Origin of the sequence: Paenibacillus pectinilyticus (genome assembly GCF_001700435.1) — a bacterium.
GTDB classification, from domain to species: domain Bacteria; phylum Bacillota; class Bacilli; order Paenibacillales; family NBRC-103111; genus Paenibacillus_E; species Paenibacillus_E pectinilyticus.
The window spans coordinates 324,797-350,357 of sequence record NZ_LYPC01000014.1 but is presented as its reverse complement, the minus strand read 5'-3'; the positions used below and the strand labels follow the sequence as shown (position 1 = coordinate 350,357).

The following is a 25,561-nucleotide window of genomic DNA, read 5'->3' as shown; positions in this document are numbered from 1 at the left end:
ATGGTTATGTAACGAACACTAAGCGTCGATAATTCTCAGGTGTCATCATAACGTACTCCTTAAAATTCCGATAAAAGGTTGCCATACTTTGGAAACCGCACTCATACGAAATTTCGGTGACACTGCTGGCCGTTAATGCTAATAACCGCTTCGCATGCTGAATTCGAAGTGTAATGAGATGACTTTTAAATTTACGCCCCGTAGCTTCTAAAATTAATCTGGATAGATGAGACTGGCTAATATGAAATAACTGAGCCAGCTGAGTTAGGTCAAGGTCTCTCTGATAATGCTGCTCAATGTAGTGTAAGATGGGACGAATATGTTCATAATTACGCATACCGTCCAACCAGGATGAACGGCTAACTTCTTCTTTGGACATACGAAACAGGTCAACACAAATTGACAATAGCAAACTTTTGAGCGCGGTTTTATAGCTTGGTGCCTTTTCTAATTTCTCTGCATACATGTATTCGAGCTTGCATCGCAACTGCTCTATTAGTCGTGCATCACCTTGCAATCGATTACGAAAATGAAACGGATAATAGCGAAAAGGGACCATGAGTTCCGGCTCTTCTTTCGCAAGCAACTCCGAATCAAAGTTAAGAAACACAAACTCGCACGGATCATCGGGATCCGACTGAGCAATATGACTTTCCAAGACATTCACGATGAAAATATCTCCAGGAGCAACCGTGTAAACGGTCTGACCAAAATAAAAGCTGCCTCGGCCTGAAAGACATAAGCCCATCTCAAAACTATGGTGATGATGCTGAGATTCCAGACTAGCGCTTGGGGTCCATTTAAAGATATCAATTGGAAGCTCTTTATCATCATACGTGATAGGCAAAATCATCGAGATGGTCCTTCCTTTGTTTAAGTTTACTAAACATTATACCAAGCAAGCGCTCGGTAAAGGAATAAATTATCCTGAACCGAGCGCCGAGGGCGGCTCATTGGCAATATGAACTTACTTTTTCTGCTTCAGTTTCAAAAAGACGTCATGGCTTCTCCGTGCACATTCGGAAATCGCGATAGGGTGAAATCCGATAACGGCCGAATATAACGTATCATGGAGCGGTTCCACCCAATGGCTCGGCAGAGATTTGGCTCCAAGTGAAGCGCCCATGATGGAACCTACAGTGGCTCCATTACAATCCGTATCCCATCCGCCTAGGACGGAGGTGCTGATCGCTTTCGTAAAATCACCTTTAGCAAATACCAGAGAAGCCGCAACTAAAGCGGCATTATTATTGGTATGAACAGGATCATAGTGTTTAAAGGCATCCCAAATGTTCTCAACTAAGGTGAGTTGGTCATTTGTCTGCGTAGCAATTTCTACCGCTTTATGGATGTCTCGTGCCAGGCGGCAGTTTGCTGGAATTTCACTAAGTCCAATTTCCACGATTTTAAGTGGATCGGACTCGACGAAGGCAGCTGCGATCATGGCGGCGACGAACATCTCGCCATAAATGCCGTTACGAACATGCGAGAAGGAAGCATCTCGCCATGCGAAATCGGCTGCCAACTCCGGCTGGCCCGCCGCTCCGTAAGCGAATCCGTCTGCGCGAATTTGCGCACCGATAAATTCACGATACGGGTTCAAGTGCGTGCGTACCCAGTCTTTCTTTTGCTCCCAATCCGCAGGACGCGTTTGTTCGCCATAATGATAGGTAACTTGTGAAAAATTCAAATAGGATTGCGTTTCCGCCGTACAAACTTGTTGATAGCTGAGCACCTCATGCCATAACTTGCCGATATCCCAGGAATCCCAGTCCTGTCCTTTACGTTCAAGCATCATTAGCCCGAGTACCGTATATCGGATATCGTCATCGGTTTGCATATAGGCAATACGTTCTCGTGTGCTTTCCGTACCCCAGGATGCCAAGTCAATGCCATATTGTTCCTTAGCGGTAGAATGGCCAGGTGTGTAGTCATTGATGGGCCAAGCATTTGCACCTTGAAACCAGAGACGTACATTCTCCCAACCTGCTCGTCCATGCGAACCTGCCATAAAGTTCGGCCATTCTAGCGGTTTGCCTAACGCGCAGCCAATGGCTCTCCCCAACCAAGCGCCGTAAAACTTATCCGACCATTGCTCAGGACTCAGTTCCTTGTCCATCTTACGCGGACCTGGAGGGCGAAGGCGGCGAATGTCCGCTAATTCATTCGGTTCGTTTAGATTCGGCTGCTTGGGTTTCAAGGCACTCAGCTCTGCATAAATCGCCATTAATGCCGTTTGATCATCCCCTGATGCTTCAATTCGTTCCAGAAATCCTTCCACCAGGCATGCTTCATCTCTGCGCTGCTGTACTTCTGCAATCAACAAATCCTTTAATCCAACCCATCCAGCCATCTGCATACCTCCACCATAGTAAACTCTTCAATTCAAAGTCTACTCGAGTTTCACTCACTGTACTTCCCAAATTATGCAACTCATTCTCATTTCTTGCGAATTTAGAATCGGGCATACCACTAGAGAAGGTACCCCCTTATAATCACTACAAAGAGGATACAAGAAAGGAACGAATACATATGAAATCAATTTATGTGATCGGTAGTATTAATATGGATATTATAAACGAGTTAGAGCAGTTTCCCCTCCCAGGTCAGACTGTTGAGGGATTGCAGACACATTATCAGCCAGGTGGAAAAGGAGCTAATCAAGCAGTTGCTGCAGCTAAAGCTGGCTCACAGGTCCACATGGTAGGCGCTATCGGCTATGATGCTTTTAAGGCGCCTCTTCTTGCCTCTCTGCAGAATAACGGGGTAGGAACTACGTACGTATTACCAAAAGAGTGCGGATCAGGACTAGCCTTTATTACTGTAAACCGTGAGGGTGAGAATACCATCATCCTTTCCCCTGGAGCAAATAATCAATTGACGCTTCAAGATCTCCCCTCTCAACTCTGGCAAGAAGCTGCCTTAATTTTACTTCAAAACGAGATCCCCTGGGATCTGACCGAGACCATTATCCAATCTGCAAACCAACACGGCATCCCCGTCTGGATGAATCCAGCGCCTGCACTTGTCCTACCAGCCGAGTTATATGCTTCAATTCACACATTAATTCTGAATGAAACCGAGGCCGAACAATTGACCATGCAATCGATTTCTAATGAAGCTGATGCGGTACTAGCAGCTTCACAACTTCTGCGTAATGGCACTCATCGTGTCATCTTAACGCTGGGAAGCAAAGGGTTGCTGTATGGTAAAGAGACCGGACAGCTCCTTCATTTTCCTGCTTATCCTGTTCTTCCAGTTGATACGACCGCAGCAGGCGATACGTTTATAGGTGCGTTTGCATCCGCATGGTTAAGAGGTCTTTCTTATCCTGAAGGCATAAAATTCGCATCTGCTGCTGCTGCCATTGCCGTAACTCGATTCGGGGCACAAAGCAGTGTACCGACCGAAGGAGAAATAGATGCTTTTATGCGTAACCACACTGCCCTGAATCCCCGCTTCCTAAAAAAGATCTATTTGTAGCAACATGAAAGAAGTTTCTCAGTCCTTGGACGGAGAAACTTCTTTCATGCTTACTAAATGATATAAGCATATAAATCATATCATCACCTATTTCCACTTCATATCTGAGGAATGTTGATACCGATAAAGCACAAATGAGAAGGGTGCCGCAAGCTTAAATGTGAAATTGCCGTGGGCATCCGGTTCTACCTGAACCCTTTCTTGACCATGGTTCGTAATCACGACATCCTTCTCCTCCATGCGAATAATTTCCGTTAAACTAAGCGTGGAAGCAGGTTCATCTCCCCAAAGCTGCATGGCATACTCGGATTGCATATGCTTTTCCCGAATGATCAATAAATAACCGTTATGCTCATCGACTATACTTTGAAGCCCCGTCCAGGAAGCCCCTGAAGGTTCATCGCCAAGCGGCAATACATGTCCCCCAAGTATGGCAGGATGATGAGGTTTAATTGCTTCAATCACTCTGTTTAAAGCAACCGACTGCGATGCGGTTAGCCCTGTTGTCTCCATCCATGCCAATGGATTTGTAAAAGCGACAACCACAAACGCGTATACCTGTCCACTATGAAATGGCGCCAAAGGATCATCAGCATACTTGGCTTGATTCCGCTCCACATTCAAATATTCCATTTGCAATCTATCTGCGGGGACATAAGGAAGCAGCAACCACAAGTTACGCAAAGTCCAATGGGGATAATAATTCCCCCAATCTGTATAGCGATTTTCCAAGAAAATCGTACCGTATTGCGTTTGGCCCAAATACCCTAACCGTGTCTGAGCCGTCGTATCAATATTGAATACCACTTTACCTCGCGTGGCTTTGACAACTTGACGCATCATCATGATTAGTCTAGTTTCTCCAAGCTTGGATCGAATGTCTATGCCATCTAGTTTAAAAGCCACGATACGATGCTCCTCGTGCAATTCGAGCAACGTGGCAACGTCCTTCTCCCAATTGACATAGTCATCAGAGGAATCCGGCGAAAACCACAGTCCCAGCTGAATGCCCTTAACCTCAGCTGACTCCACTATAGGAGACAAGCCATTAGGAAAACGTTCTGGATGAACATGCCAGAATTGACCGTCTCCACTATAATAATGGCTCCAAAGCCCACCTCCAGGTGCGGCATTGACAGAATTGCAAGTAACGCCTTTTTGCCATCCGTCATCAATTTGCAGCAGGGTCAGCCCTAAGTTCAAAGCAGCCTGCAATTCATCCAGCAAGAATTCCTCATGCAGGGCACCATCTTTGGAACGGTCACCCCATGTATTACTCATCAGAAAGCTGTCTCTGTCCTGCTTGTAGTGTCGCAGATTTCTGTGGTAGTCATAGATCAGCCGATGTTCGCTGAAGATTTCTCCATCATAAACCCCAACCATCGTTCCGTAAGACGTTATAGTTTCCCCGGCAGCAAGATCCGCTTGCGTGATCCCTGCGCCTTGAACAGAAAGGCGTTTCCCATGAAAATGAAAATCTTTACTCCCTGGCTGCAAATCCCCAAGGGGGGTCGGCCCCTCCTTCATAACCAGAAGCCCACCAGCGCCAAGCGTCGATTTGAGCGTAAGCAGGTTGCCCCGCAGATGCAATAACTCATTCACGTACAATAAGCCGCTTTCTTCGGTTATAAGATTATTATGCGTGTCTGTCTGATCACGAAAGCCGATACACGCCCAACGGCAATGTAAATGCTGGATGGAGAGCATATCGCAGTAGTCTCCTCCGACATGTCCGCGTTCCCTATTATTATCATCCAATTGCAGCTTATCTTCAGTATCAGAGATCTCTCGCTTGAGATCAGGTTGAATCCATGCTACAAAGGACGAAGCTGCTTCAATTTCATTTCTAGCGTCCACGTCTCCAGCCAAGACCGAATAGTCATGACGGATAAAAGGAGATCCCGGATACACTTTCAGCGTCAAACGGATACTTAATCGATCTCCGCCATGGTCGTAGGTCATATCCACATCCGTTTTCAAATACGGTTTGGAAATGCCGTAATCGTCATCTTCACTAGCAGTAACGGAAGCGTTTATAAGTTTTGCAGACGGTGAGAGCCAAGGAAACTGAAACATCGTTATTTCGCCATACGAAGATAACCATTCAACCTGATTCCTTTTATCATAGATCGACCTGCTAACCGGTCCTCTTTCTTCCAAAGTCCATGTGCGTTCAATTGCAGCGTTGCCAACCTTGAATTGCGAACCCTCAATTTGGACGTAGCAATCCTTCAACCATTTCGATTTTAGCATAGAGAAACATACTCCTTTGTGGTAATATATTATCCAATAAATTGAGTATATCTTCTTTATAATGGAAGAAAAATAGGAAGATTTTGAAACGGAGTGGTAAAAAATTGTGGTAAATTCCTTTGGATTCCGATATACCAACGAAGATCATCACCTATTTAAACTTGTGTCCATTGGCCATGAAATAAGGCGTGATGCCCGCTACCACTGGGACGGGATGAAACGCGAGGGATCCGGCGTTATTTTTCAATTTACCCTGAAAGGAACAGGCAGACTCCGCATCGGAGAGGAACAGATGGAGATGGGCAAGCATCAGGCTCTGTGGGTGCAAATTCCAAGCGATCACGCCTACTGGTATCCTCCGGATGCCGTGGAGCCATGGGAATTCATTTGGATTCGTTTCGAGGGGATTCGGGGAGAAGGTCTGCGTAAAGAACTAATAGGTTTGCACAGCAACGTCATCACCTTGCCTCCCGAAGCGCTACCGATTACTCTGCTATGGAAACTTTATGAAGATGTAAATCATAAACAGATAGGTGACCGTTTTGATCTATCCCTGCGCATTTATGAATGGTTGCTCGCTCTTCAGCGTTTTCTTCAAAGCAAAGAAGCCGTCTCTCAGCACGAGATACCGGCTTCTTACCGTAAAGTTGCAAGTCATATCGATCATCATTATGCTTCCGACCTATCATTAGATCATTTGGCCGAAGTTGCCGGACTTAACAAGTACTATTTATGTAAAATGTTTCCCCTCTATTATCATGTCAGCACCATGGATTATCTCCGTAATCGAAGAATAGAGAAAGCGGCCGAGTTGCTGCAAAATCCTCATCTCTCCATCAAGGAAATCGCTTCTCGCAGTGGCTATCACGAAGTCGGTTATTTCGGTAAGGTGTTTCATAAAATGATGGGCATGTCGCCTAGTTCATATAGGGAAAATGCGGGTAGACATGAAGATTTTTTAAGGCTGCTTGAATAGCCAGCTAGCCCTAGGCTGGCTTTTTTTATTTTGCCGGTAAACTTGGTATCACATCACGTCGATTGGCTTTCCTGTAACGCGCAGGTGAAAGATAGAACATCTTTTTGAATCGATGATAGAAATGGCTTAAATTCTCAAACCCGGACTCCATCGCAACTTCAATAATCTGCATATCCGTTGACACCAACAAGTTCGCCCCATGACGCAACCGAAAATGATTGATCCAATCTGTCGGCGTGCAGCCAAAATATTTCTTAATGCTTCTGCTGATATGCTCCGGGCTTTTATCGGTGAGGAGATACATGTCTGCTATGCCTACTGTAAAATGTTCCTTCTTACTCATTTGATTTTTTAAATGTTCTAACCACGCTGGGAGATTCTCTTCTCTCCCCCCTTCCATAAAAGGGATGAACTTTAGCAACACCTCCGTAATCATCATTTTGAATAGGATTCCAGCTTCGTGACTACGTTCATTCATAAGAGCTGACCACGTCAACTGCTGAAAACGATCCAACAATTGATGGGTCTCAGAAAGCGTGAGCGTTGTGCTGGGAGGTAATGGCGCGTGCAATAATTGATCGATAACCCGGCTATGGCCTAAGTACGTTTGCAGTGATGCCATGAGTTGTGCAGGGAAGGCAACATTCATAATCTGACAGTCCCCTTGCTCAATTCGTTCATAGGCATGGTAATCATTCGGTCGTATGAATACTAACGTGTTACTAGGCATCATGATCTTCTGATTGTTCACAAGATGGTAAACATCGCCTCCAAAGGTTAGAAAGACCTCGTAGAAATCATGATCATGCAACCCCGTCATATCCTTAATCGAACGGTAAGCTGCATAATGAAATTCAAGCCCATCTTGAAATACATTCTTGGCGTAAATGCGCACTCCACATCTACCTCTCTCTAATATATATATATCAATACAGAACAATAAGAATCATTTCGAAACAAGATGATATCTGTATATTATCATATTATGAAGAAGAAGAAATCAATGCAATACATTTATGGAGGGTGAAACACATGGGGCAATTAAAGTTAAATGACCAAGAAATACAGTTCTATCAGGAACAAGGCTACTCACTCTACAGAAAGCCGCTATTTAGCGCTGAGAAGCAAGCCGAATTAACCGCGATTTTTGAAGAACAGTTGGCGCTAAAGGGCAGTAAGCTTTCTGATGAATTGGACACTCCGCATTTCCGCGACGAAAGATTGCTAGAGTTTTTGTTAAGTGATGATGTCTTGGATCTTGTTGAGCCCATCATTGGACCCAATATTGGCCTATGGTCCTCGCACTTTATTTGTAAGGATCCGTTCGTAGGGCGCGCCACGCCATGGCATGAAGATTCTGCGTACTGGAATGGACGCCTGGATCGATTCGACAGTATTGTGACGGTGTGGTTGGCTATTGATCGCAGCTGGAAAGAAAATGGCTGTATGCGCGTCATTCCTGGGACGCATGAGAACGGTTTCTCCGAATACGAGAATGTCGATGGTACCTCTAATACATTTAACACACAAATTAAAAATGTTGATGAATCCAAGGCCGTTTATTTTGAACTCGAACCCGGCGAATGCTCCCTGCATGATTCACGTATCATGCACGGCGCTGCAGCCAACCAAAGTGAATATCGCCGCTGCGGATACACCATGCGCTATTTTTCCACCGAAGCGAAAGTGCTTCCAGAAAAAAATCCTGGTCACAAAATTTGGCTGGCACGCGGTAAAGATATTGCCGGAAATTCCTTTGTGAATGTATCAACACCTAGTCGCTAATTGGAGGCATATTGAATGAATGTGCTTGGTTTCCGGTCATTCTGGGATCTGCTCCCCATTGAATGGCAAATGAATAAAGAAACGGAAGCGATCATCGAGAAAATTGCGGAAGCCGGATTTGACGGCATTGAATTCATCCCACCTCACAATCCCAAGGATGATACCGTATTTGTTAAAAGGCTTCAAAGGTTGGGCTTGAAATTTATCGGCCAAGTCGGCACGCAAGAAGCAGACCATGCAGGCTCTTTTCGAGAAAAAACAGCTCGGCTCCGTGACCTGAATCCCGTCCTTATTGTCTCTCACAGTGCGAAGGATTCGATGTCGTTTGACCAACAGTGCGTTTTTTTCGAGGAAGCGCTTGCGATTGAACAGGCCCTTCAAATTCCTGTAGCCCATGAAACGCACCGCGGAAGAGCCATGTTTGTGCCTTGGGCGACTGCCGCCTTGCTGCGAAAATTCCCTGAATTACGGATAAACGCGGACTTCAGCCATTGGATGGTGGCATGTGAAGGGATGCCTCTTGAACCCAATGAAGACATGAACCTGGCGATCTCTCGAGCCATTCATATTCACGGAAGAATTGGCTACTCGGAAGGGCCGCAGGTTCCAGACCCGCGGGATCCCTACTATGAGCCCTATGTGAAACAACATCTGCACTGGTGGACCCTGATTGCACAAGAACGCCGTGAAGCAGGCCATCCGCAGATAACTTTTACTCCGGAATTTGGTCCCCCTCCTTATCTACATACACTGCCTTATACGAACATGCCGGTCGCGGATACTTGGGAGATCAATACTTGGATGCTGAATAGGTTTAAAGCAAACATTCGATGAGTTAAGTATTATAAATACAACTAAGAACCTGCCCAGTCGGCAGGTTCTTTACAATATAATTACGCTTTGACTTTCCGCAACGTTAAAATAACTGCATCGTTCGCACCTACATTCACGAACGTACTCCCTTCACAGTCCTTCTGTCTGCCTCCGTACAAGCTCGCTTCAACCTGCCATCCCTCTTTCAAAATCAATGGAACCTCTCTTAACTCTGGCGAGTAGTTAATCACCACCGCAATCTGTGAATGCGTGTCTGTGATATGCTCAGTAATTCCAATTTGAGGATCACTGATTTGTACAACACGCGTACTTCGTGCCTCTTGCGAAATCAATTCATACATTTTCCAATAAGGGAACTGTTCCGGCATGTAACTGACACCAGCTTGCTGCGACATGGCTAGCTCTACTGGCAGAGCACAGAAATACACAGCACCTTTTCCGTAGAATGCCTTGGTCAGAACGGGATTTCCATCCGCTTCTGCGGCCAATACTTCTGCCCGATCGTTACGTAAATCCAGTTTAAATGCACTGGGCAACGTTAATGGTATTTCCCCCTCTTCCGTTTGTAAGAACGCGATGGCATCGTTTACCCGTCGGCTGCGATTCTGTACAGTTAATCCAGTCAGCTCAGCAAAATTCAACATGTAGCCGTCGTTCGAAGACAAATATAACGTTGCGCCTTCGCGTACTTTAGTGAGCAACTGTTCCCAGCGCTGCTTCGCAACTCCATACACGCCAGTAACACAAGGAAGCATATAGAAATTTGCGTCAGGCAGCGGCTGATCTTCAAAGCGGAATTCAATTTCAAACCCGGACTGCTTCGCGAGTAAAAAAGCTCCAACGGCTGTTGCCCAATGATCCTGCGTGCTGTTCAAAATGCACACGGCATCAACAGTGCGATTAGGTAGCTTCCCAAATGGCAGTTCTTGAATCACTTTCTTGAGCCGCCCCATCTCTTGGAGCGCTGGCTTCACACGCCCTTCCTCCGTCATGAGACCCAGCTCACCTTCGCACGCTACCCAATCGTAGGGGGCATGATTCAGCTTCGTTTGATCATTGGCGCACCACCACAGTAAGCCCGGAAAACCATGGGACCATTGTGAAAGCATGCTAGTGCGTGCAAATGCTGCAGCCACTTCCTCACTGCACACCATCGGACCCATCGTTCCCATTTCTTCCGCAAAGCAAGGCTTCTCGCCAATTTGTGCGTATAATAAGCTTTCCATCGTCGCATGAATCGTAGGACGAATCGATGTTAACGGATCAAAATCCATGTATTTCGTCCAAAAAGGATACGGATGCGTTGTGAGAATATCCGTTAGCTCCCCTTGATCCTGCATCGTCCAATTGCCCGTCGGAAACAGACTGTGCATGCCCGAAATTAATGGCCGTGTCGTATCCTGTGCCTTTATCGCATTTGCTATAGAAGCTGTCCAAACATAAGCTTCTTGCTGGGAAGTAACTTTTCCCATGACGTTGCATTCGTTCCCGAGATCCCATGCAATAATGGCATCGTTATGTTTCATCTGTTTCACAAAATATTGTACAAATCGAACCTGCCAACGAATCGCATCTGGGTCTGTCAATATGGCTTTCCCTCTGAGTGCTGGAGGTACAAATAACCGTCCACTCATCCATCCTGTGATTAGTCCAACGATGAGTTTTATGTTGTATTTAGCCGCGATTTCTGTGAAAGCTTGGAAGCGCATCATCATTTCTACGGACATCCCAGCTTTGCCTGCCTCTGTATTCGGCAATCTTTCTTCCCCGAAGCGATAGCCAAAATGTTCACCTTCACTTGAATACATATTCTCAATCGGTTGAAAATCTGGCCATAGCGGGAATACGCGTATTACTTCAATCCCTGCTTCTGATAATCTTCTCAAGTCGAGATCAACCTGTTCCGGTTGCCAATCTGACCACATTGCTGTCCCAGCGTGTGAAGCCCAGTAATTACAGCCTACAAAAAATGTGCTAGGCAAATTTAATAAGTTATTCATGGATTATGCCTCCTGTGGTTGAATATAACGTATTTTAAGCGTACAAAAAAAGATACGCTTGCACTATAATAAAACTATCCAAAAATATAACGATTCTACTTTTTCGAACCAAGGAGTCATTTCTATGAATCAGATCCTCCCTCCCTATTTTGAGCAAAATAAAAACCAAAGCCGCCAGTCAGATGTCGATCGTCTTTTTTATGTTGGTGTACAAACAACAGTGAACGAGGGTTACCAGATTGGATCCCATTGGCATTATCATATGGAAATTATTTATATTGCTTCTGGAAATGCCACAATTACGGTAGGAAGCCATCGGTTTGAAGCAGCTGAAGGCACTTTCGTATTAATTCATCCTTGTGAAGTACATAATGTATCAATCGCATTAAATCAACCTTCCAAGCATTATGTGATTGGTTTTGATCCGGAATTATTAAAACCCATGCCTCAGCTGGCTTTTGAATTACAATACTATTTGCCTTATATCTCTCCTCTTGCCGGTTTGAACAAGTGGATTCTACCAGATGTCAAAGACATGCCTGCCCTTCACGACCTCGTCGAAGACATGTACCGCGAGTATAATGAGAAAGATTTTGGCTTCGAACTGGCTGTTTCCTCTTCCATTTTCAAACTTATTCTCTGGTTGTTTCGCGATCAACGAGCGCTTCTGTCTCCCGATCAGCTGAAGATGGAAGGTGATGAGACACTTAGCATGTCCTCGTTTCGTCAGCTTCTTGCTTCTATTAATGAGAACGTGCACCAAACCATATCAGCGGAGGAAGCGGCCATGAAATGTATGATGAGCTACAGTCAATTCGCACGTTTTTTCAAAAGTGTTATGCACACATCCTTTACGCAATACGTGATGATTATCAAAATAAGAAGAGCCGAGCAATTGCTGCTCGACCCTTTGAAAAGTATAACGCAAATTACGCTTGAAGCAGGCTTTAATCATTCCAGCTATTTCATTAAGCAATTCAAACGCATGAAGGGTATTCCACCTAAGCGGTATAGAAAAGAGCAGCTCCTTATGATGGGCAAATCATGAACATCATTTCTTAATCTTCTGAAACAGATCTCAAAAAATAGGATGCCGTTCAACATGCCTAACATACGAATGAAATGGCGAGAACTGTCTCCAGCCCACCTACACCATGGAGAATGAAGGATATCCATGATCCTTCATTCGGCATTTTGAAACAATTCCAACATGGGACCGCGGCTCACTTACGACATCCACCGTTAAATATCAATAACCACCATCTAGCTTTTCAAGACTTCTGACTCACTCCCCACGGGATGGAATCGCATACAGCGCAAGAATACCTCTGGCGGACATACTTGCTCCAAGAATACCGGTTCTCAGTACATAAAGTATGGTCATCCATCTCTGGAGTCAATGGGGTGTACATTTTCGAGTAACTTTCATGTCGTTCGTATGTTTTGCAGGTTATTCCTGCAGCAAAAAACGACAAAAAAAATCCCTAATAAAAAAACCTTGAATTAACAAGGTTTCGTTTCATGGTTACATTACCTGTTTATAATTTACCGATTAAAATAGTCCTTCATTACTTTAGTAATATCTTCCTAGTTAATATCTGCCATAGCTCCACTAGAACAAACTGATGTTCGACATAAGTCCCATATAAAATAAAGACTGCAATCACTTAAGGAACAGTGTATGCAGCCTTTATTTTGTTGACCACTCTTTGAACAGTCTCCTACTTGAGATCATATTTAATATATTGATCTATACAAAAGTCTCACGAAATTGCCAAGGTGTTTTCGCCGTCATCTGCCTTACAGACTATTTAATAACGACGTATTCCAAGTTAACCAGCTTGGCGTAAGTTACGATTTGATCTGTCGTTAAGTTCAAGGAAGCAACTGTATGGTGGCCGCCGCCATTCTCTATCCAGGCTCTCACCCCATCCTGGAAGTTCGGCTTCACGCTCCAAAGTACACGAGCTACGGGAAGCTTAGGAGCCGGTTCCTTCGGCTCGAAAGCGGAAACTTCGTTGATTAGCAATTTATAATGAGTGCCGAAGTCCACCATGGATACGACGACGCCGTCTCCGGCTTTACCATCGAATACCAGACGCGCCGGATCTTCTTTACCGCCGATTCCAAGTGGGGAAACAATGATTTTAGGCTTGTTGCTAGCAAAGGTAGGATCTACTTCGAGCATATGGGATTGCAGGATCGCTTCCTGACCAGCCGCCATCTCGTACGTGTAATCCTCCATGAAGCCTGTCGTTTGATTGTGGCTCATCACTTTCAGCAAGCGAGCAAGCGCAGCCGTCTTCCAGTCGCCTTCGCCAGCAAAGCCGTAGCCCTGCGCCATCAGACGTTGAACAGCAAGACCAGGAAGCTGCTTCATCCCATGCAAATCTTCGAAGTTCGTCGTGAAGGCATTATAACCTTTCTCATCCAAGAAACGCTTGATAGCAATTTCATAGCTTGCTTGGATTCTGACGCTCGCTTCCCACGCTTCTTTACTGTTCGTGCCGAAATCGAATTCGTAAAGTTCCGCATACTGGCCAAGAAGATCATCAATTTCTTGCTCTGTAACGGCATTCACATATTGTACCAGGTCTCCGATGCCGTAGTAGTCCACGGTCCATCCGAATTGAATTTGGGCTTCGACTTTATCCCCTTCCGTTACACCAACATTACGCATGTTGTCGCCAAAACGAGCCACTTTGATATTGAAGCTTTCATTATAAGCAACGGCAACGTCCATCCAATCCGCAATCTGCTGCTTCACTTCCGGACGTCCCCAGTAGCCTACAACTACTTTATTTTGTTTCTTCAGACGGGCATTAATAAAGCCGTATTCACGATCGCCGTGAGCGGCTTGATTCAGGTTCATGAAGTCCATGTCAATCGTAGCCCAAGGAATGCTTTCATTGAACTGTGTTGCTAAGTGAAGCAGAGGCTTTTGCAGCATTTTTGTACCGCGAATCCACATTTTTGCCGGCGAGAAGGTATGCATCCATGTGATGACACCAGCCACTTCATCGCGATAGTTGACCTCCTTCATGAGGTTTGTAATTTTATCAGCGGTTACTGCCAACTCCTGCAAGACAAGCGGGTATGGGAGCACACCGCTATTATTCAAGGCATCAGTCATTGTCTGTGCGTGAGCTTTTACTTCTGCCAACGCTTCTTCCCCATACAGATGCTGCGAACCTACCACGAACCAAAATTGTTTAGCTGCTATTGTTGACATCTAAATCATCCTCTTTTCTATCATTAATATTGAGTCAGGCTATTACTTCTGCCCGTAGTAGGCATCTTTCCCGTGTTTCCGAAGATAGTGTTTATCCAGAATGCCTTGAGGTAGTTCTTTTGCAAAATGATTTAATTGCCTTGCATATAAATTCATCTTGCAAACCTCCTCCAGCACGACGCTGTTCACGACTGCCGATTTCACGTCTTTCCCCCAAGTGAATGGTGCGTGTCCCTGAAGCAGGACCCCCGGAATTGCCATGACATCCAGACCGCGCTCCTCGAACGTTTCGATGATGACACGGCCTGTCTCCGCTTCGTACCCTCGGTCAATCTCCGCTTGATTCAAGAAACGTGCACATGGCACGGCGCCGTAGAAGGTATCCGCATGCGTCGTTCCCATAACGGGTACATCCAGTCCCGCTTGCGCCCAAATGGTTGCCCAGGTTGAATGGGTATGCACGATACCGCCGATTTGCCGATAGTGTTTATACAACACGGCGTGAGTCGCGGTATCGGAGGAGGGTCTCATCTCGCCCTCGACCACATTACCGTCGAGATCCACGACAACCATGTCGCTCGGTTTCATCTTTTCATAGCTAACTCCGCTCGGTTTGATTACGAATAGGCCGCTTGCTCGATCGATGGCGCTAGCATTGCCCCAAGTGAATTTCACGAGTCCGTGCTTCGGCAAATCCAGATTCGCATGATATACCTCTTCTTTAAATTGTTCTAACAACGTTATTCCCTCCCATTCTCTACGAGATGGTCTACTGCGGCCTGTTCGATGGCCAACCCCGCTTGATATCGTTGGATAAAAGCTTGGAACCCTTTTACATCCGCCCTATCCGGTGCAATCTCCTGTCCTTCGACCTCTTTAAAGACCTTCTGCTCAAGGAAGTTATCCAAGCTCTCTTCTTGATCCTTATTGATCATATATGAAGCTAGAAGCGCCATGCCCCATGCTCCGCCTTCGCCGGCCGTAGACATAACCGAGATCGGTACGTTCAGTGCACCCGCTAGAATTTTTTGCCCGACGATAGGAGTCTTAAATAGTCCGCCATGAGCCAAAATGCTATCAATAGCAACTTGTTCACTTTCGGTCAAAATGTCCATTCCAAGCTTCAATGCTCCGAAAGCAGTGAATAGGTGCGTTCGCATGAAATTAGCCAAATTAAAGTTGCTTTCAGGCGATCGAACGAACAACGGCCGGCCTTTGTCGATTCCCGTAATATTCTCGCCCGAGAGATAACCATAGCTAAGCAAACCTCCGCCGTCTGGGTCGGCTTGCAATGCCTTATTCAACAACACGCTAAATAATTCGCCTGCATCTACGCCGTAACCCATGGCTTCAGAGAATTCTCGGAACAATCCCATCCAGGCATTGAGATCGCTGGAACAGTTGTTGGCATGTACCATGCCGACCGGACTCCCGTTCGGTGTCGTGACCATATCGATCTCTGGATAAACCTTGGATAATTCTTTCTCAAGTACTATCATCGCAAAAATGGAAGTGCCCACGGAAATGTTACCCGTACGCTTCCTGACGCTATTCGTCGCAACCATACCAGTGCCGGCATCACCCTCTGGGGGACATAATAGAATCCCTGGCTGTAGATCCTCGTCCAGGTCTAGAATGCCAGCTCCCAACTCCGTTAGTTCACCCGCTTGGTCACCGGAGAGAAATACCTTAGGAAGAATATCTTCTAACTTCCATGTATAGCCATTGGTTGCGATAAGTTCATTGAACTGCTTAACCATCGATGGATGGTAATTACGGCTTGCTTCATCAATAGGAAAGATGCCGGAAGCATCTCCGATGCCGATCACTTTTTTGCCAGTCAGCAGCCAATGAATATATCCAGCCAGCGTCGTTACGAAATTAATGTGCGGCACATGTTCCTCTTGATTTAATATCGCTTGGTACAAATGAGCGATACTCCAGCGCTCGGGGATATTAAATTGGAACAAATCCGTTAATTCCCTAGCAGCCGCGCCGGTTGTTGCGTTGCGCCAAGTCCGAAACGGCACTAGCAGCTTACCCGTACTGTCGAATGCCAAATAACCGTGCATCATTGCGGAAAACCCGATCGAACCCACGGTCCTGAGGGTTGCCCCGTAATTCCTTTCCACCTCTTGTTTCATTTCACGATAAGCGGCTTGGAGCCCTTTAAGAATATCTTCCTGGTTGTATGTCCAATATCCGTCTTTTAACTGATTTTCCCACTCATAGCTTCCTGATGCGATGGTCTCGAAACGACGATCGATTAACACCGCTTTAATCCGCGTAGATCCGAATTCAATACCTAACGAGGTTTCACCCTTGGTAATTGCTTCTTTCAAGTCTAACTGCTTCATAAGCACAAATTTCCCCTTTCTGTTAAACCCAACCGATATTGGTTCCTATAATTGCAAATTCCGATCGAACCGGTTACTCAAGAACAAGCTTAAGATGTCGATCATAAGAAGGCGCTTACTTAAATTGATAATCTCAGTATATTTTCTGTACGTACATTTGTCAATAATATCCGTTAGTTATACTGACATAATCTACAATCCCACTCCCTATCACCACGTCACTCCTCATTCATCACTTTATTTATAGAAGTTGTACCATTAAGATCATAAATAGTTATGACTTCATTTGCATTCCAAGCAAATTATGTTAGAATATGTACGTACATCTTAATGAAAAATGATGAAAGAAGTGGATTTCATGAAGCCAAAGTACCAAATCATCTTAGATGATCTCAAAAGCCATATCCTGTCGGGAACATACAAAGCAGGAGAGAAAATCCCTTCGGAATTCGCTTTGCAGGAGGAGTATAATGTTAGCCGGCAGACGATTAGGAAGGCTATTCTGGATTTATCGAACGAGGGTTTCCTAAGAAGCGAGAAAGGATCCGGCACGTACGTCAGCACTCAATACCGGTCCAGAACGAGTGGGAAAACCACGAATAGAACAATTGGCGTCATCACGACCTATATCTCGGATTACATTTTCCCCTCCATTATTCGGGGTATTGAAAGCCGATTAAATGAAGATAACTATTCCTTGCTGTTAGCCAGTACAAATAACGATATCTCGCAGGAAAAAAAAGCATTAGAAATGATGCTTTCCTATGGCGTGGATGGACTGATTATAGAACCTACCAGAAGCAATGTTTACAACCCCAATATCGCTTACTACCTGTCTTTTAAAGAGCAGGAGGTTCCTTTCACGATGATTAATGCCTATTATGAAGAATTGGAAGTTCCCTTCTTCTGTCTGGATGACGTACAGTCCAGTTATCTAGCAACTCGAGAACTGATTTCCAAAGGTCATACTCATATCGGTATCATCGCGAAAATGGATGATTTGCAAGGGAAGTTCAGACTGAAAGGATTTATTAAGGCACTTGGGGAAGCTAAATTACGGTTCCAGCAAGAGCATGTGCTTTCTTTCGATACGGCGACGAAGTCTAACTTGTCCGCTAACTTAGAAATGTATTTGAACGATAACCGAGATGACCTGACTGCACTTGTCTGTTATAACGACGAGGTAGGGTTAGAAGTCGTACATGTTTGCAGAAAACTGGGTATCTCCATTCCAGATGAGCTATCCATCATTGGCCAGGACAATTCCTATATCGCCAAGAACGCTAATATCAAACTAACGACGCTAACCCACCCTCAAGAACAAATGGGACGTGACGCTGCGGACTGGGTCATTAAGAATTTGCAAGGCAAAAAAGACTTGCCTACCAACACCTACTACCAGCCCGTATTAATTGAGGGTGAGACTGTAAAAGTAATCGAAGTGGAATAGTCACGGATTGTAATCACACTGTCTATAAGGGAAAAGCCCTACTCGGATTTTTTCCAGCAGGGCTTCTTATACACTATTAGAAGAAATCAATTATCTTGCTTCCACATACAGATTGTCTACAGAGAAGCTTTCCCCATAACCTCGAACACCCACCCGTCCTGCTGGAAGTGGGCTTGCATCCGAATAGCTTAATTTCTCTTCCCCATCCAGGTAACCCTTCAACACACCACCAACCATCGAAAGCTCTAGTCGATACCATTGATTCGTATTGATGCTCAACGTTACAGATGCCAAATCCGTTACGGATCCGCCACCTTTCTTACTAATGAACAGTTTGCCCGCGGCTTTATCAAGTCGCAACATATAGAAATTATTAATGTCTGTATACCGCCCTATCACACTCGCGTAGCCACCTGTCGTATGCAACTTGATGTTGGCCGATACCCATGCGTTCGCATATTTCGCACTGTTCGCGTAAGCAAGCGCTTCCCCAGTGGCAACCGCATTCTTTAACACCGATGTCCCATCGCTAATAACTGACCAAGACCCGTTGATGGGTGACCATTTGTCCGCATTACCAGCGTTCAAATCATCACTATACATGACCCTCGTGGCTAGAAAGTCATCCGCACTGAAGCTTACATTATACGATTTGACACCAGAAGAACCCAAGGTAAAATCTTCGTCGAATCCTGATACCAGCTCCACGCCATTCACGTAGCCTTTCAGTGTTGAGCCGTTCATGTACAGTTTCAACCCATAATACGTTCCAGTAGAAACCGGGAAGGCAACGCTGGATAAGATCGTACTTACACTGCTTTTCACCTTCAGCAGCTCCACGCTATTGTTTGTTGGATTGAGTCTTAAGTAATAATAATCCCCGTTCTGGTAACGACCAATAACGCCAGCACTCCCTGTAGTTCCTAACAGTTTTAACTTAGCTTGCACAGAACTATCGGACCAAGTTGACGATGACACTGGATAGTCACTATAGAGCGCGACAGACTCCCCGCTGGTAGTAGACGTATTCAATACTTTGCTTCCGTCTATAATTGTACTCCATGAGCCCGAAAGCAGATTCCATTTGTATGCACCGATCTCGAAGTTATCACTGCGTAGCGGATTATGTACTGCAGGTGCTGCCGGGCTAGTTACCGGCACAGTCCCAGTTGTACTGTAGTATTTAAAATTATCTACGTAATATTTGCCGTATACATATCCTGTTGGTTGAGATGGATCAGGAGAACCATAAACGATCGTAGACAAATAGAATACCATGGGTGAATTTTTATTTGCAGTGGTACCTGAATAATCGATTTGACCGGCTTTCACACCATCTTTATAAAAAGCCATGTAAGTTGATGTATAGTCAACTCCATATGTATGATAATTCAGCGAGTAATCTCCGGTGTAACCTACTCTCGGGGAAGCGTATGAAAACGTGTCTGCACCGGCATTCGAATGCCAATTGAAATAGCCCGCGTTAATGTTACCATCAGCCTGCTGCTCGAATAAATCTATTTCGGTAGCATCGGCATCATTATTAGGCTTAGGCAGCTGACCATCCCAGATCTGTGTCCATGCAGAGGGATGGAAACCTTCGACAAAATCCCATTTGGCATTGATCTCATAATACCCATAGCCAAAAGTCCGCTTAGACGTGATACCGGCACCTCTGAATCCAGTGGCCGTGCGTGTCATATCTAGCTGTAAAACACCTCCAGATACAGATACATTTCCCTCGTCGGTTAATGAGTTTTGCCTATAGTTCCACTCATCTTCATTTAAACTGCTTCCATTAAAGTCCTCCTGCCATACCAGACTATAGCCTGCTGGCGCTGACGCATCTGCACGGTTTCCTGCAGTCAGTGTCAACGCAGTAACCAGCAAAGCACCGAACCCAAAGAATCCTAATACTTTTCCCAATCTCATCATACACTCTCCCTTTTGCTTCATTTTAATTGCAAGCGCTTACCTTAAAGAGTGTATCATGAATATTTGAACCCAAATTTCAATATATTAAGGACTTTCTCTAATATATAAACAACAGCATTGTAAACCCACGCTATTTCACAAAAAAGTTTTGCGAAACTTCTGCGGCGGCAATCCGAAGTAATGTTTGAACAGTGTACAAAAATACCTTTCATTCTGAATTCCTACCAAACTACTGAGCTGTAGATTTGAGTAGTCTTTCTCCTTGAGTAAGGCAACTGCCTTTTCAATTTTGCGACGATTGACGTAATCAATAAAGTTTTCATTTTCTACTTTTTTAAATAAGGTACTGAAGTAATGGGGTGCTAAATTCACGTATTCCGCAACATCATCTAACGTCAGTCTCTCTGCAATATGTTTCTCTATATATTGTTTCGCTTTGGTGATCTCAGGCTTGGCAGAAGCATGGCGCTGCAGCAAACACGTCTCAATATACAGCTTCATAGCTTCCCACTGCTCATTGAATTTCATTGACTCTACATGTTGAGTAGCAGTTTGAGGTATAGCGACCTTCCACACCTGCACCGTTCGTTTCACATTATCTAGAAATTCGTCCATCAACAAGGTCATGATTTCTTTGGGTATACGGCCATTAAAAGCAAAGGATGAGATGCGACGAAATGCTCCTTGGAAATCTTCAAGCTTTGCTTCAGGGGTAAGCTTAAGCAAAATTTCATTGAACCATTCCCTCACCTGAATTTCATTGCCAGGTTTATTTGCCAAATGCTGTGCCGCAGTAAACACATACCCCTCTCCACCATAATAATAAACATCCCGCAGCATGGCAGTTGCATCTGAATAAGCCTTTTGCAACGTACTCCATCCTTCGAAAAAGCCACTCACGCCAACGTTGACGGTTTGCTTCATAAATTTCTGGATATTCGCAATCAATTCCTGCCCTAGCTCCATGCATTGTAAATCCAATTGGCTTGCATGTAATTTTGAAGAGATTTTCACAACCCCTAACAGCTGATTGTCCTTCATTTCCACAACAAACCCCTGAGCTTTCATCTTAATGGTTTCTTCCGCAATATTCAGCATACCATATCGAATTATTCCTTGATCCGCTTGTGAATATTGTCGCTTAAATCCTTGATAATCATTAAATACCATCACGAAACAGCTATAGCCTTCTAAGTCCGGTTTAATATTTAGATCATCACTATAACGATGCAGTTGAGATGGCTGCAGCTCCCCTTGAAAGAGCTCATTGAAGATTTGCCTGCGGAAGCGATGGATATTTTCCAAGCGTGACGTGTTCAGTTTACGCAGTTCAGCATCCTTAATCCTTAGCTCACAAATCGTTTCTGCTGCACGATCCATAGCCTGAAAAATATCATGCTCCGACAACGGGACTTTTACAATGTAATCCTTCACATTCATCCGAATCGCTTGCTTCGCATAATCAAAATCAGAGTAAGCCGTCAAAATAATAAAAACCGTTGCTGGCAATTGTGCTTTTAATGTCTCAATCATGGCAATACCATCCATGCCCGGCATAACAATATCCGTAAGAATAATATCCGGTTTAAGTTGGAGAGCCAATTCAACCCCCTCCTTGCCTGAATATGCCTTTCCAACAAGCACATACCGATCCGCATGAGGTTGAAAAAATTGCTCCAGACTCCGAATAATTAAATCTTCATCATCCACAATCATACAGCGATATATACTCATTCCAATATCCCACCTTCTGGTTGTTTACTTGGAAAGGTTGCTCGAATAAGTGTCCCCTTACCGATTTCACTTTCTATGTCCAAGCCATATTTCTCACCATAATTCAGCTGTATTCTTTGATGGATATTATACAAACCAATCCGTTTACGTTTATTTGGCCGTTTTTGGGTACCTGGTTGAAGAAGCTGACTTCGTTGATCATTGTCTATCCCTTGACCGTAATCTCTGACTTCTATTCGAATTTGTTCATCTTCCCTATAAGCTGTTATCCAAATTTCTCCTTGCAGACGACCACCGCTATAGCCATGAAACAAACTATTCTCCACAATCGGCTGCAGTAACATGCGGAATACTGGAAATTCGAGCAGTCCCTCTTCGATTTCTTCTTTCACTTCAAACGTATGGTTATATCTAATGTTCTGAATGAAAATATAATCACGCACATTCAATAATTCTTCGCGAAGCGTTACTTTCTCTGTTACATCCTCGATCCCATATTCAAGAATTTTAATTAGCGAGCCAATTATCGGATCCACCTGATCATGCATCCCTAGCCTGACAACATTCCCTATAGAACCTAATGTATTGTATAAAAAATGAGGATTTATCTGCGATTGCAGAACCTGCATTTCCAACTCTCGTTTTAATTCCCTGTTGCTGCGCAAATTTGTAAGTAGCTCTTTAATTTGCTTAATCATCATATCAAACGTCCGCGACAGTTCACCGAATTCATCCTTGCGATTCATTATAATAGGAACATCCAAATAACCTTGCTTGATTAAATTCATTTTCGTCATGAGATATCCTAGTGGTTTTCGGACTAAACGGGTAACAAAAGCGGCAACAATAGCACTTAACAGCAGCCCAATCGCTACTAACAGGATAAAATACTTCTCCAGATTATGCAGGGATCTCTGTGTAAACGATTCACTATTTAATGACAGGATGGTCCAACCGAATTTTGATCCGAGTAATTGGGTTGCTGTCCAATTTTCATTATCTGCCGATTTAAACTGAAATGTCCGATTTAACCTCACTAATTCTTTCGATGAAATTCCGCCCAGCTCAAAGGTATGATCCACCCTGTTTAAAATCCCAGCTTCGCCTAAGTTTCCTGCAATCACAGTACCCTTGGCATCGACAATCACTAAATTAATTAAATCATCTCGATTGATTTGAAGCAGTGTATTATTAATTGAATTCAAATCCATATCCAGTGCGATGACCGCTGCGGGATTCGAGTTATGTAAATATTTTTCCATTGTCACTGTCCAGCCAGACTGCTTGGAAAAGTAAGGTTGGCTCGTTAGGGTACTAAATTTATTCGATATCGCTTCCTGCTGAAGGCCAATTCGTTGTTCATTGGGTTCATCGAAAGCCGGTGTTAGCGGACTTCCCCCGATAATAGAAGTATCCTGTTTGATGACGTAGATATTCCTGACCAAATTTAAATTCAATTCAAAAAGCTGCTGCAGCTCTGGCTTTAACGATTCCAACTGCTCTGCTCCAGGCTCATAGGAAGAATCGATGGCAAATAAGATCGTTTGCAGCGAAGAGAAGCTTAAGTTGATGTATTGATCTACTTTAGTTAACATTTGTTTTATAAAGAAATCATTATTCGCTCTGACTTCATTTTGTACAAATCGGTAGGAAAGCTGACTCAACAATAGTACTGAGCCAAACACGAACACAAAGCAAATAATAAACAACTTAAAAGTAAGACTGCTAATCCGAAATCTCATGTGTGTCCCCCTGCCATGCCAACTTGATTCTATTCTAGCACAGAGTATTTCTTGCAGCTTAGGAAAGTATGCCTGAATGAAAAAACATGAAAGAGCGTTAGCTCTTCCATGCTCTTCTTCCAATGATCCTACTCAATGCCTGCTTCTTTTAATTTCGATATGACATTTTTCTTATAATTGGCATAGTCAAATTTTGTATCCATCGTTTTTACAAAATTGTCCCAGTTGCTGATAGGATCTTTACCCAGTATGAACTTTAAGAATGATTCATTCACAAATTTAATGCGGTCGTTATAAAGTGTATCATTCGGATCTGGAACAACGAATGGATTCACTTTATTAGATTTTACATGCGCCGCATTCACAGCAAGAAAATCCGCAGTTTTAGGGAACGTATAGTTAAAATAATTAGCATCATTGCCCTTACGCGGCAAGGCGTAGTTCTTGGACCAATTATATTTGTTTACAATATCATCTTTGGCCAAGTTTTCTTTATTGATCACAACTTTACCATCTACCAAATCCCATGTAATTCCCTTCGGACCTTTTAACGTGGAAACATTATAAGCTTCTGGATCTGTGTACCAATATTGTAAAAGCGAAAGGATGCGCTTCACTTTTTCAGGGTCTTTTGCTGCATTTTTAGAAATGGCCCAAGCATTCCCTTGAAATTGAGCAAATCCAATGAGTTGATCACCATGGGGTCCTTTCATCGCTGGTATCACGTTCCAATCAGGTACCGAACCTCCAGCATCCTGCATTTTCTTTTGAATGTTTAGCTCCATTTGTCGCCAATCCTGAAAAACAATCCCTACTTTTCCGCTATACATTTTATTTTGCAAAGCGGTGGCATCATTTTGCGAGACCCAATCTGGATCAACAACTTTAGCTTCAATCATTTTATTCATAAAAGTCAAAGCTTCTTTCATCCGTGGATCGGTATTGTCAAACGTAATTTTCCCATCAATACTATCTACCATATTGGGAACCACACCGAACATCATCATGATCGCGTCCCAACCAAACCCTGAATTTCCTGGATAATTAAAATTGCCATCTTTCAGAATACCCGTCGTAAAACCATACGTATCTTGCTTGCCATTCCCATCTGGATCGTTAAAGGTAAATGCCTTCATCACCTCAAGCAATTCATCCGGTGTCGTTGGTGCTTTAAGATTCAGCTTCGTTAACCAATCGTTGCGAATCCACCAGCCATTAATCCCATTGACTAATTCGTATCCTGGCACACCAATTGTCTTACCTTTATATTTCTTGGCATCCCAATTATCTTGGGAAAATGCTTTTACATAATTGGGAAAGTCTTTTAGTGCTGTATCCAGATCAGCGGTAATTCCTTGATCATAATACTGGACAGCCGTCGCATAATCCGTCATGAATATCATGTCTGGAACATCCCCGCCCGCAATCATGGTGTTCAATTTGGGCTTGATTTGATCTGGCGTAGGTACGGTCATCTGAAGATCAATGTTCACAGCTTTTTCAAGCATCACTCGGATATAATCTTCATCTCGATTTGTAGGTGGTTGGAATGTCGGCGTAAATCCCCCTGCATTATAAGCTGTAATTGTCATTTTTTTAGCAAATTTATTGGTATCCACGGGTGCAGTAGTACTAGTTCCTGTAGAGGCAGCTGGGCTAGTAGGATTCGCTGTACCATCTGTCGTACTTGATTTGGAGCAAGCTGAAAGCACAATACTGAGCATCATCGTAACTGCTAGCATAGAAACGGTTGTTTTTTTCATATTATTTTTGACCTCTC

At 44.1% G+C, this 25,561-nt stretch carries 18 protein-coding genes; 6 read left to right on the top strand and 12 right to left on the bottom strand.

All coding sequences use genetic code 11. The features are described from left to right. Positions 1 to 4: 4 nt before the first annotated feature. Positions 5 to 853, bottom strand: a complete 849-nt coding sequence (locus tag A8709_RS09045) for an AraC family transcriptional regulator (RefSeq protein WP_065852037.1) — start codon at positions 851 to 853, stop codon at positions 5 to 7. A gap of 114 nt (positions 854 to 967) precedes the next feature. Beyond that, on the bottom strand, positions 968 to 2,353 hold the full coding sequence (locus A8709_RS09040; protein WP_065852036.1) for an ADP-ribosylglycohydrolase family protein: 1,386 nt from the start codon (positions 2,351 to 2,353) through the stop codon (positions 968 to 970). A 179-nt stretch (positions 2,354 to 2,532) separates the two neighbouring features. On the opposite strand from A8709_RS09040, the gene rbsK reads away from it, so the two are divergent. After that, the gene (rbsK, locus tag A8709_RS09035; RefSeq protein WP_065852035.1) at positions 2,533 to 3,483 is read left to right on the top strand and encodes a ribokinase; all 951 of its coding nucleotides are present in this window, start codon (positions 2,533 to 2,535) and stop codon (positions 3,481 to 3,483) included. Between the two features lie 87 nt (positions 3,484 to 3,570). Here rbsK and A8709_RS09030 read toward each other — a convergent pair whose 3' ends face one another. Continuing rightward, positions 3,571 to 5,736 (bottom strand): alpha-galactosidase, encoded by a 2,166-nt coding sequence (locus tag A8709_RS09030; RefSeq protein WP_065852034.1) that lies wholly within the window; start codon positions 5,734 to 5,736, stop codon positions 3,571 to 3,573. A gap of 106 nt (positions 5,737 to 5,842) precedes the next feature. Between A8709_RS09030 and A8709_RS09025 the strand changes: the two genes are divergently transcribed. Further along, a complete protein-coding gene (locus tag A8709_RS09025) occupies positions 5,843 to 6,712 on the top strand; it encodes a helix-turn-helix transcriptional regulator (protein ID WP_065852033.1) in 870 nt (289 codons plus the stop codon). Between the two features lie 25 nt (positions 6,713 to 6,737). Here the strand turns inward: A8709_RS09025 and A8709_RS09020 are convergent, their stop codons facing one another. Further along, the gene (locus tag A8709_RS09020) at positions 6,738 to 7,607 is read right to left on the bottom strand and encodes a helix-turn-helix domain-containing protein (RefSeq protein ID WP_065852032.1); all 870 of its coding nucleotides are present in this window, start codon (positions 7,605 to 7,607) and stop codon (positions 6,738 to 6,740) included. A gap of 137 nt (positions 7,608 to 7,744) precedes the next feature. On the opposite strand from A8709_RS09020, the gene A8709_RS09015 reads away from it, so the two are divergent. Then, on the top strand, positions 7,745 to 8,497 hold the full coding sequence (locus A8709_RS09015) for a phytanoyl-CoA dioxygenase family protein (RefSeq protein ID WP_065852031.1): 753 nt from the start codon (positions 7,745 to 7,747) through the stop codon (positions 8,495 to 8,497). A 15-nt stretch (positions 8,498 to 8,512) separates the two neighbouring features. Then, positions 8,513 to 9,331: a sugar phosphate isomerase/epimerase family protein gene (locus A8709_RS09010; protein WP_065852030.1), complete on the top strand. Its 819-nt coding sequence runs from the start codon at positions 8,513 to 8,515 to the stop codon at positions 9,329 to 9,331. A 59-nt stretch (positions 9,332 to 9,390) separates the two neighbouring features. Here the strand turns inward: A8709_RS09010 and A8709_RS09005 are convergent, their stop codons facing one another. After that, on the bottom strand, positions 9,391 to 11,331 hold the full coding sequence (locus tag A8709_RS09005; protein ID WP_065852029.1) for a glycoside hydrolase 5 family protein: 1,941 nt from the start codon (positions 11,329 to 11,331) through the stop codon (positions 9,391 to 9,393). A 124-nt stretch (positions 11,332 to 11,455) separates the two neighbouring features. Between A8709_RS09005 and A8709_RS09000 the strand changes: the two genes are divergently transcribed. Beyond that, positions 11,456 to 12,379 carry an AraC family transcriptional regulator gene (locus tag A8709_RS09000; protein WP_065852028.1) on the top strand — a complete coding sequence of 308 codons (924 nt, stop codon included), beginning with the start codon at positions 11,456 to 11,458 and terminating at the stop codon, positions 12,377 to 12,379. 759 nt (positions 12,380 to 13,138) lie between these two features. Here the strand turns inward: A8709_RS09000 and araA are convergent. The 3 genes from araA to A8709_RS08985 are packed head-to-tail and all read right to left on the bottom strand — an operon-like array spanning position 13,139 to position 16,920. Then, the gene (gene araA, locus A8709_RS08995) at positions 13,139 to 14,563 is read right to left on the bottom strand and encodes an L-arabinose isomerase (protein ID WP_065852027.1); all 1,425 of its coding nucleotides are present in this window, start codon (positions 14,561 to 14,563) and stop codon (positions 13,139 to 13,141) included. Between the two features lie 42 nt (positions 14,564 to 14,605). Beyond that, the gene (locus A8709_RS08990; protein ID WP_065852026.1) at positions 14,606 to 15,301 is read right to left on the bottom strand and encodes an L-ribulose-5-phosphate 4-epimerase; all 696 of its coding nucleotides are present in this window, start codon (positions 15,299 to 15,301) and stop codon (positions 14,606 to 14,608) included. Between the two features lie 2 nt (positions 15,302 to 15,303). After that, complete coding sequence (locus tag A8709_RS08985) at positions 15,304 to 16,920, bottom strand: xylulokinase (RefSeq protein ID WP_065852025.1); 1,617 nt, start codon at positions 16,918 to 16,920, stop codon at positions 15,304 to 15,306. 358 nt (positions 16,921 to 17,278) lie between these two features. Here A8709_RS08985 and A8709_RS08980 point away from each other — a divergent pair, with 358 nt between their 5' ends. After that, positions 17,279 to 18,370, top strand: a complete 1,092-nt coding sequence (locus tag A8709_RS08980; protein ID WP_065852024.1) for a GntR family transcriptional regulator — start codon at positions 17,279 to 17,281, stop codon at positions 18,368 to 18,370. A gap of 90 nt (positions 18,371 to 18,460) precedes the next feature. Here A8709_RS08980 and A8709_RS08975 read toward each other — a convergent pair whose 3' ends face one another. The 4 genes from A8709_RS08975 to A8709_RS08960 all read right to left on the bottom strand — a co-directional run bounded on the left by A8709_RS08975 (position 18,461) and on the right by A8709_RS08960 (position 25,544). Further along, positions 18,461 to 20,302: a family 16 glycosylhydrolase gene (locus A8709_RS08975; protein ID WP_065852023.1), complete on the bottom strand. Its 1,842-nt coding sequence runs from the start codon at positions 20,300 to 20,302 to the stop codon at positions 18,461 to 18,463. 138 nt (positions 20,303 to 20,440) lie between these two features. Continuing rightward, complete coding sequence (locus A8709_RS08970; RefSeq protein WP_065852022.1) at positions 20,441 to 22,039, bottom strand: response regulator transcription factor; 1,599 nt, start codon at positions 22,037 to 22,039, stop codon at positions 20,441 to 20,443. Further along, complete coding sequence (locus A8709_RS08965; protein WP_065852021.1) at positions 22,036 to 23,781, bottom strand: cache domain-containing sensor histidine kinase; 1,746 nt, start codon at positions 23,779 to 23,781, stop codon at positions 22,036 to 22,038. The genes A8709_RS08970 and A8709_RS08965 overlap by 4 nt, the downstream gene beginning before the upstream one ends. Before the next feature lie 128 nt (positions 23,782 to 23,909). Then, positions 23,910 to 25,544, bottom strand: a complete 1,635-nt coding sequence (locus tag A8709_RS08960) for an extracellular solute-binding protein (RefSeq protein ID WP_065852020.1) — start codon at positions 25,542 to 25,544, stop codon at positions 23,910 to 23,912. Positions 25,545 to 25,561: the final 17 nt, after the last annotated feature.

Excerpts from the sequence above, each read along its gene's own strand:
- A8709_RS09045 (WP_065852037.1), bottom strand. The coding sequence starts at position 853 with ATGATTTTGCCTATCACGTATGATGATAAAGAGCTTCCAATTGATATC.
- A8709_RS09040 (WP_065852036.1), bottom strand. The coding sequence starts at position 2,353 with ATGGCTGGATGGGTTGGATTAAAGGATTTGTTGATTGCAGAAGTACAG.
- rbsK (WP_065852035.1), top strand. The coding sequence starts at position 2,533 with ATGAAATCAATTTATGTGATCGGTAGTATTAATATGGATATTATAAAC.
- A8709_RS09030 (WP_065852034.1), bottom strand. The coding sequence starts at position 5,736 with ATGCTAAAATCGAAATGGTTGAAGGATTGCTACGTCCAAATTGAGGGT.
- A8709_RS09015 (WP_065852031.1), top strand. The coding sequence starts at position 7,745 with ATGGGGCAATTAAAGTTAAATGACCAAGAAATACAGTTCTATCAGGAA.
- A8709_RS09010 (WP_065852030.1), top strand. The coding sequence starts at position 8,513 with ATGAATGTGCTTGGTTTCCGGTCATTCTGGGATCTGCTCCCCATTGAA.
- A8709_RS09005 (WP_065852029.1), bottom strand. The coding sequence starts at position 11,331 with ATGAATAACTTATTAAATTTGCCTAGCACATTTTTTGTAGGCTGTAAT.
- A8709_RS09000 (WP_065852028.1), top strand. The coding sequence starts at position 11,456 with ATGAATCAGATCCTCCCTCCCTATTTTGAGCAAAATAAAAACCAAAGC.
- araA (WP_065852027.1), bottom strand. The coding sequence starts at position 14,563 with ATGTCAACAATAGCAGCTAAACAATTTTGGTTCGTGGTAGGTTCGCAG.
- A8709_RS08985 (WP_065852025.1), bottom strand. The coding sequence starts at position 16,920 with ATGAAGCAGTTAGACTTGAAAGAAGCAATTACCAAGGGTGAAACCTCG.
- A8709_RS08980 (WP_065852024.1), top strand. The coding sequence starts at position 17,279 with ATGAAGCCAAAGTACCAAATCATCTTAGATGATCTCAAAAGCCATATC.
- A8709_RS08975 (WP_065852023.1), bottom strand. The coding sequence starts at position 20,302 with ATGAGATTGGGAAAAGTATTAGGATTCTTTGGGTTCGGTGCTTTGCTG.
- A8709_RS08970 (WP_065852022.1), bottom strand. The coding sequence starts at position 22,039 with ATGAGTATATATCGCTGTATGATTGTGGATGATGAAGATTTAATTATT.
- A8709_RS08965 (WP_065852021.1), bottom strand. The coding sequence starts at position 23,781 with ATGAGATTTCGGATTAGCAGTCTTACTTTTAAGTTGTTTATTATTTGC.
- A8709_RS08960 (WP_065852020.1), bottom strand. The coding sequence starts at position 25,544 with ATGAAAAAAACAACCGTTTCTATGCTAGCAGTTACGATGATGCTCAGT.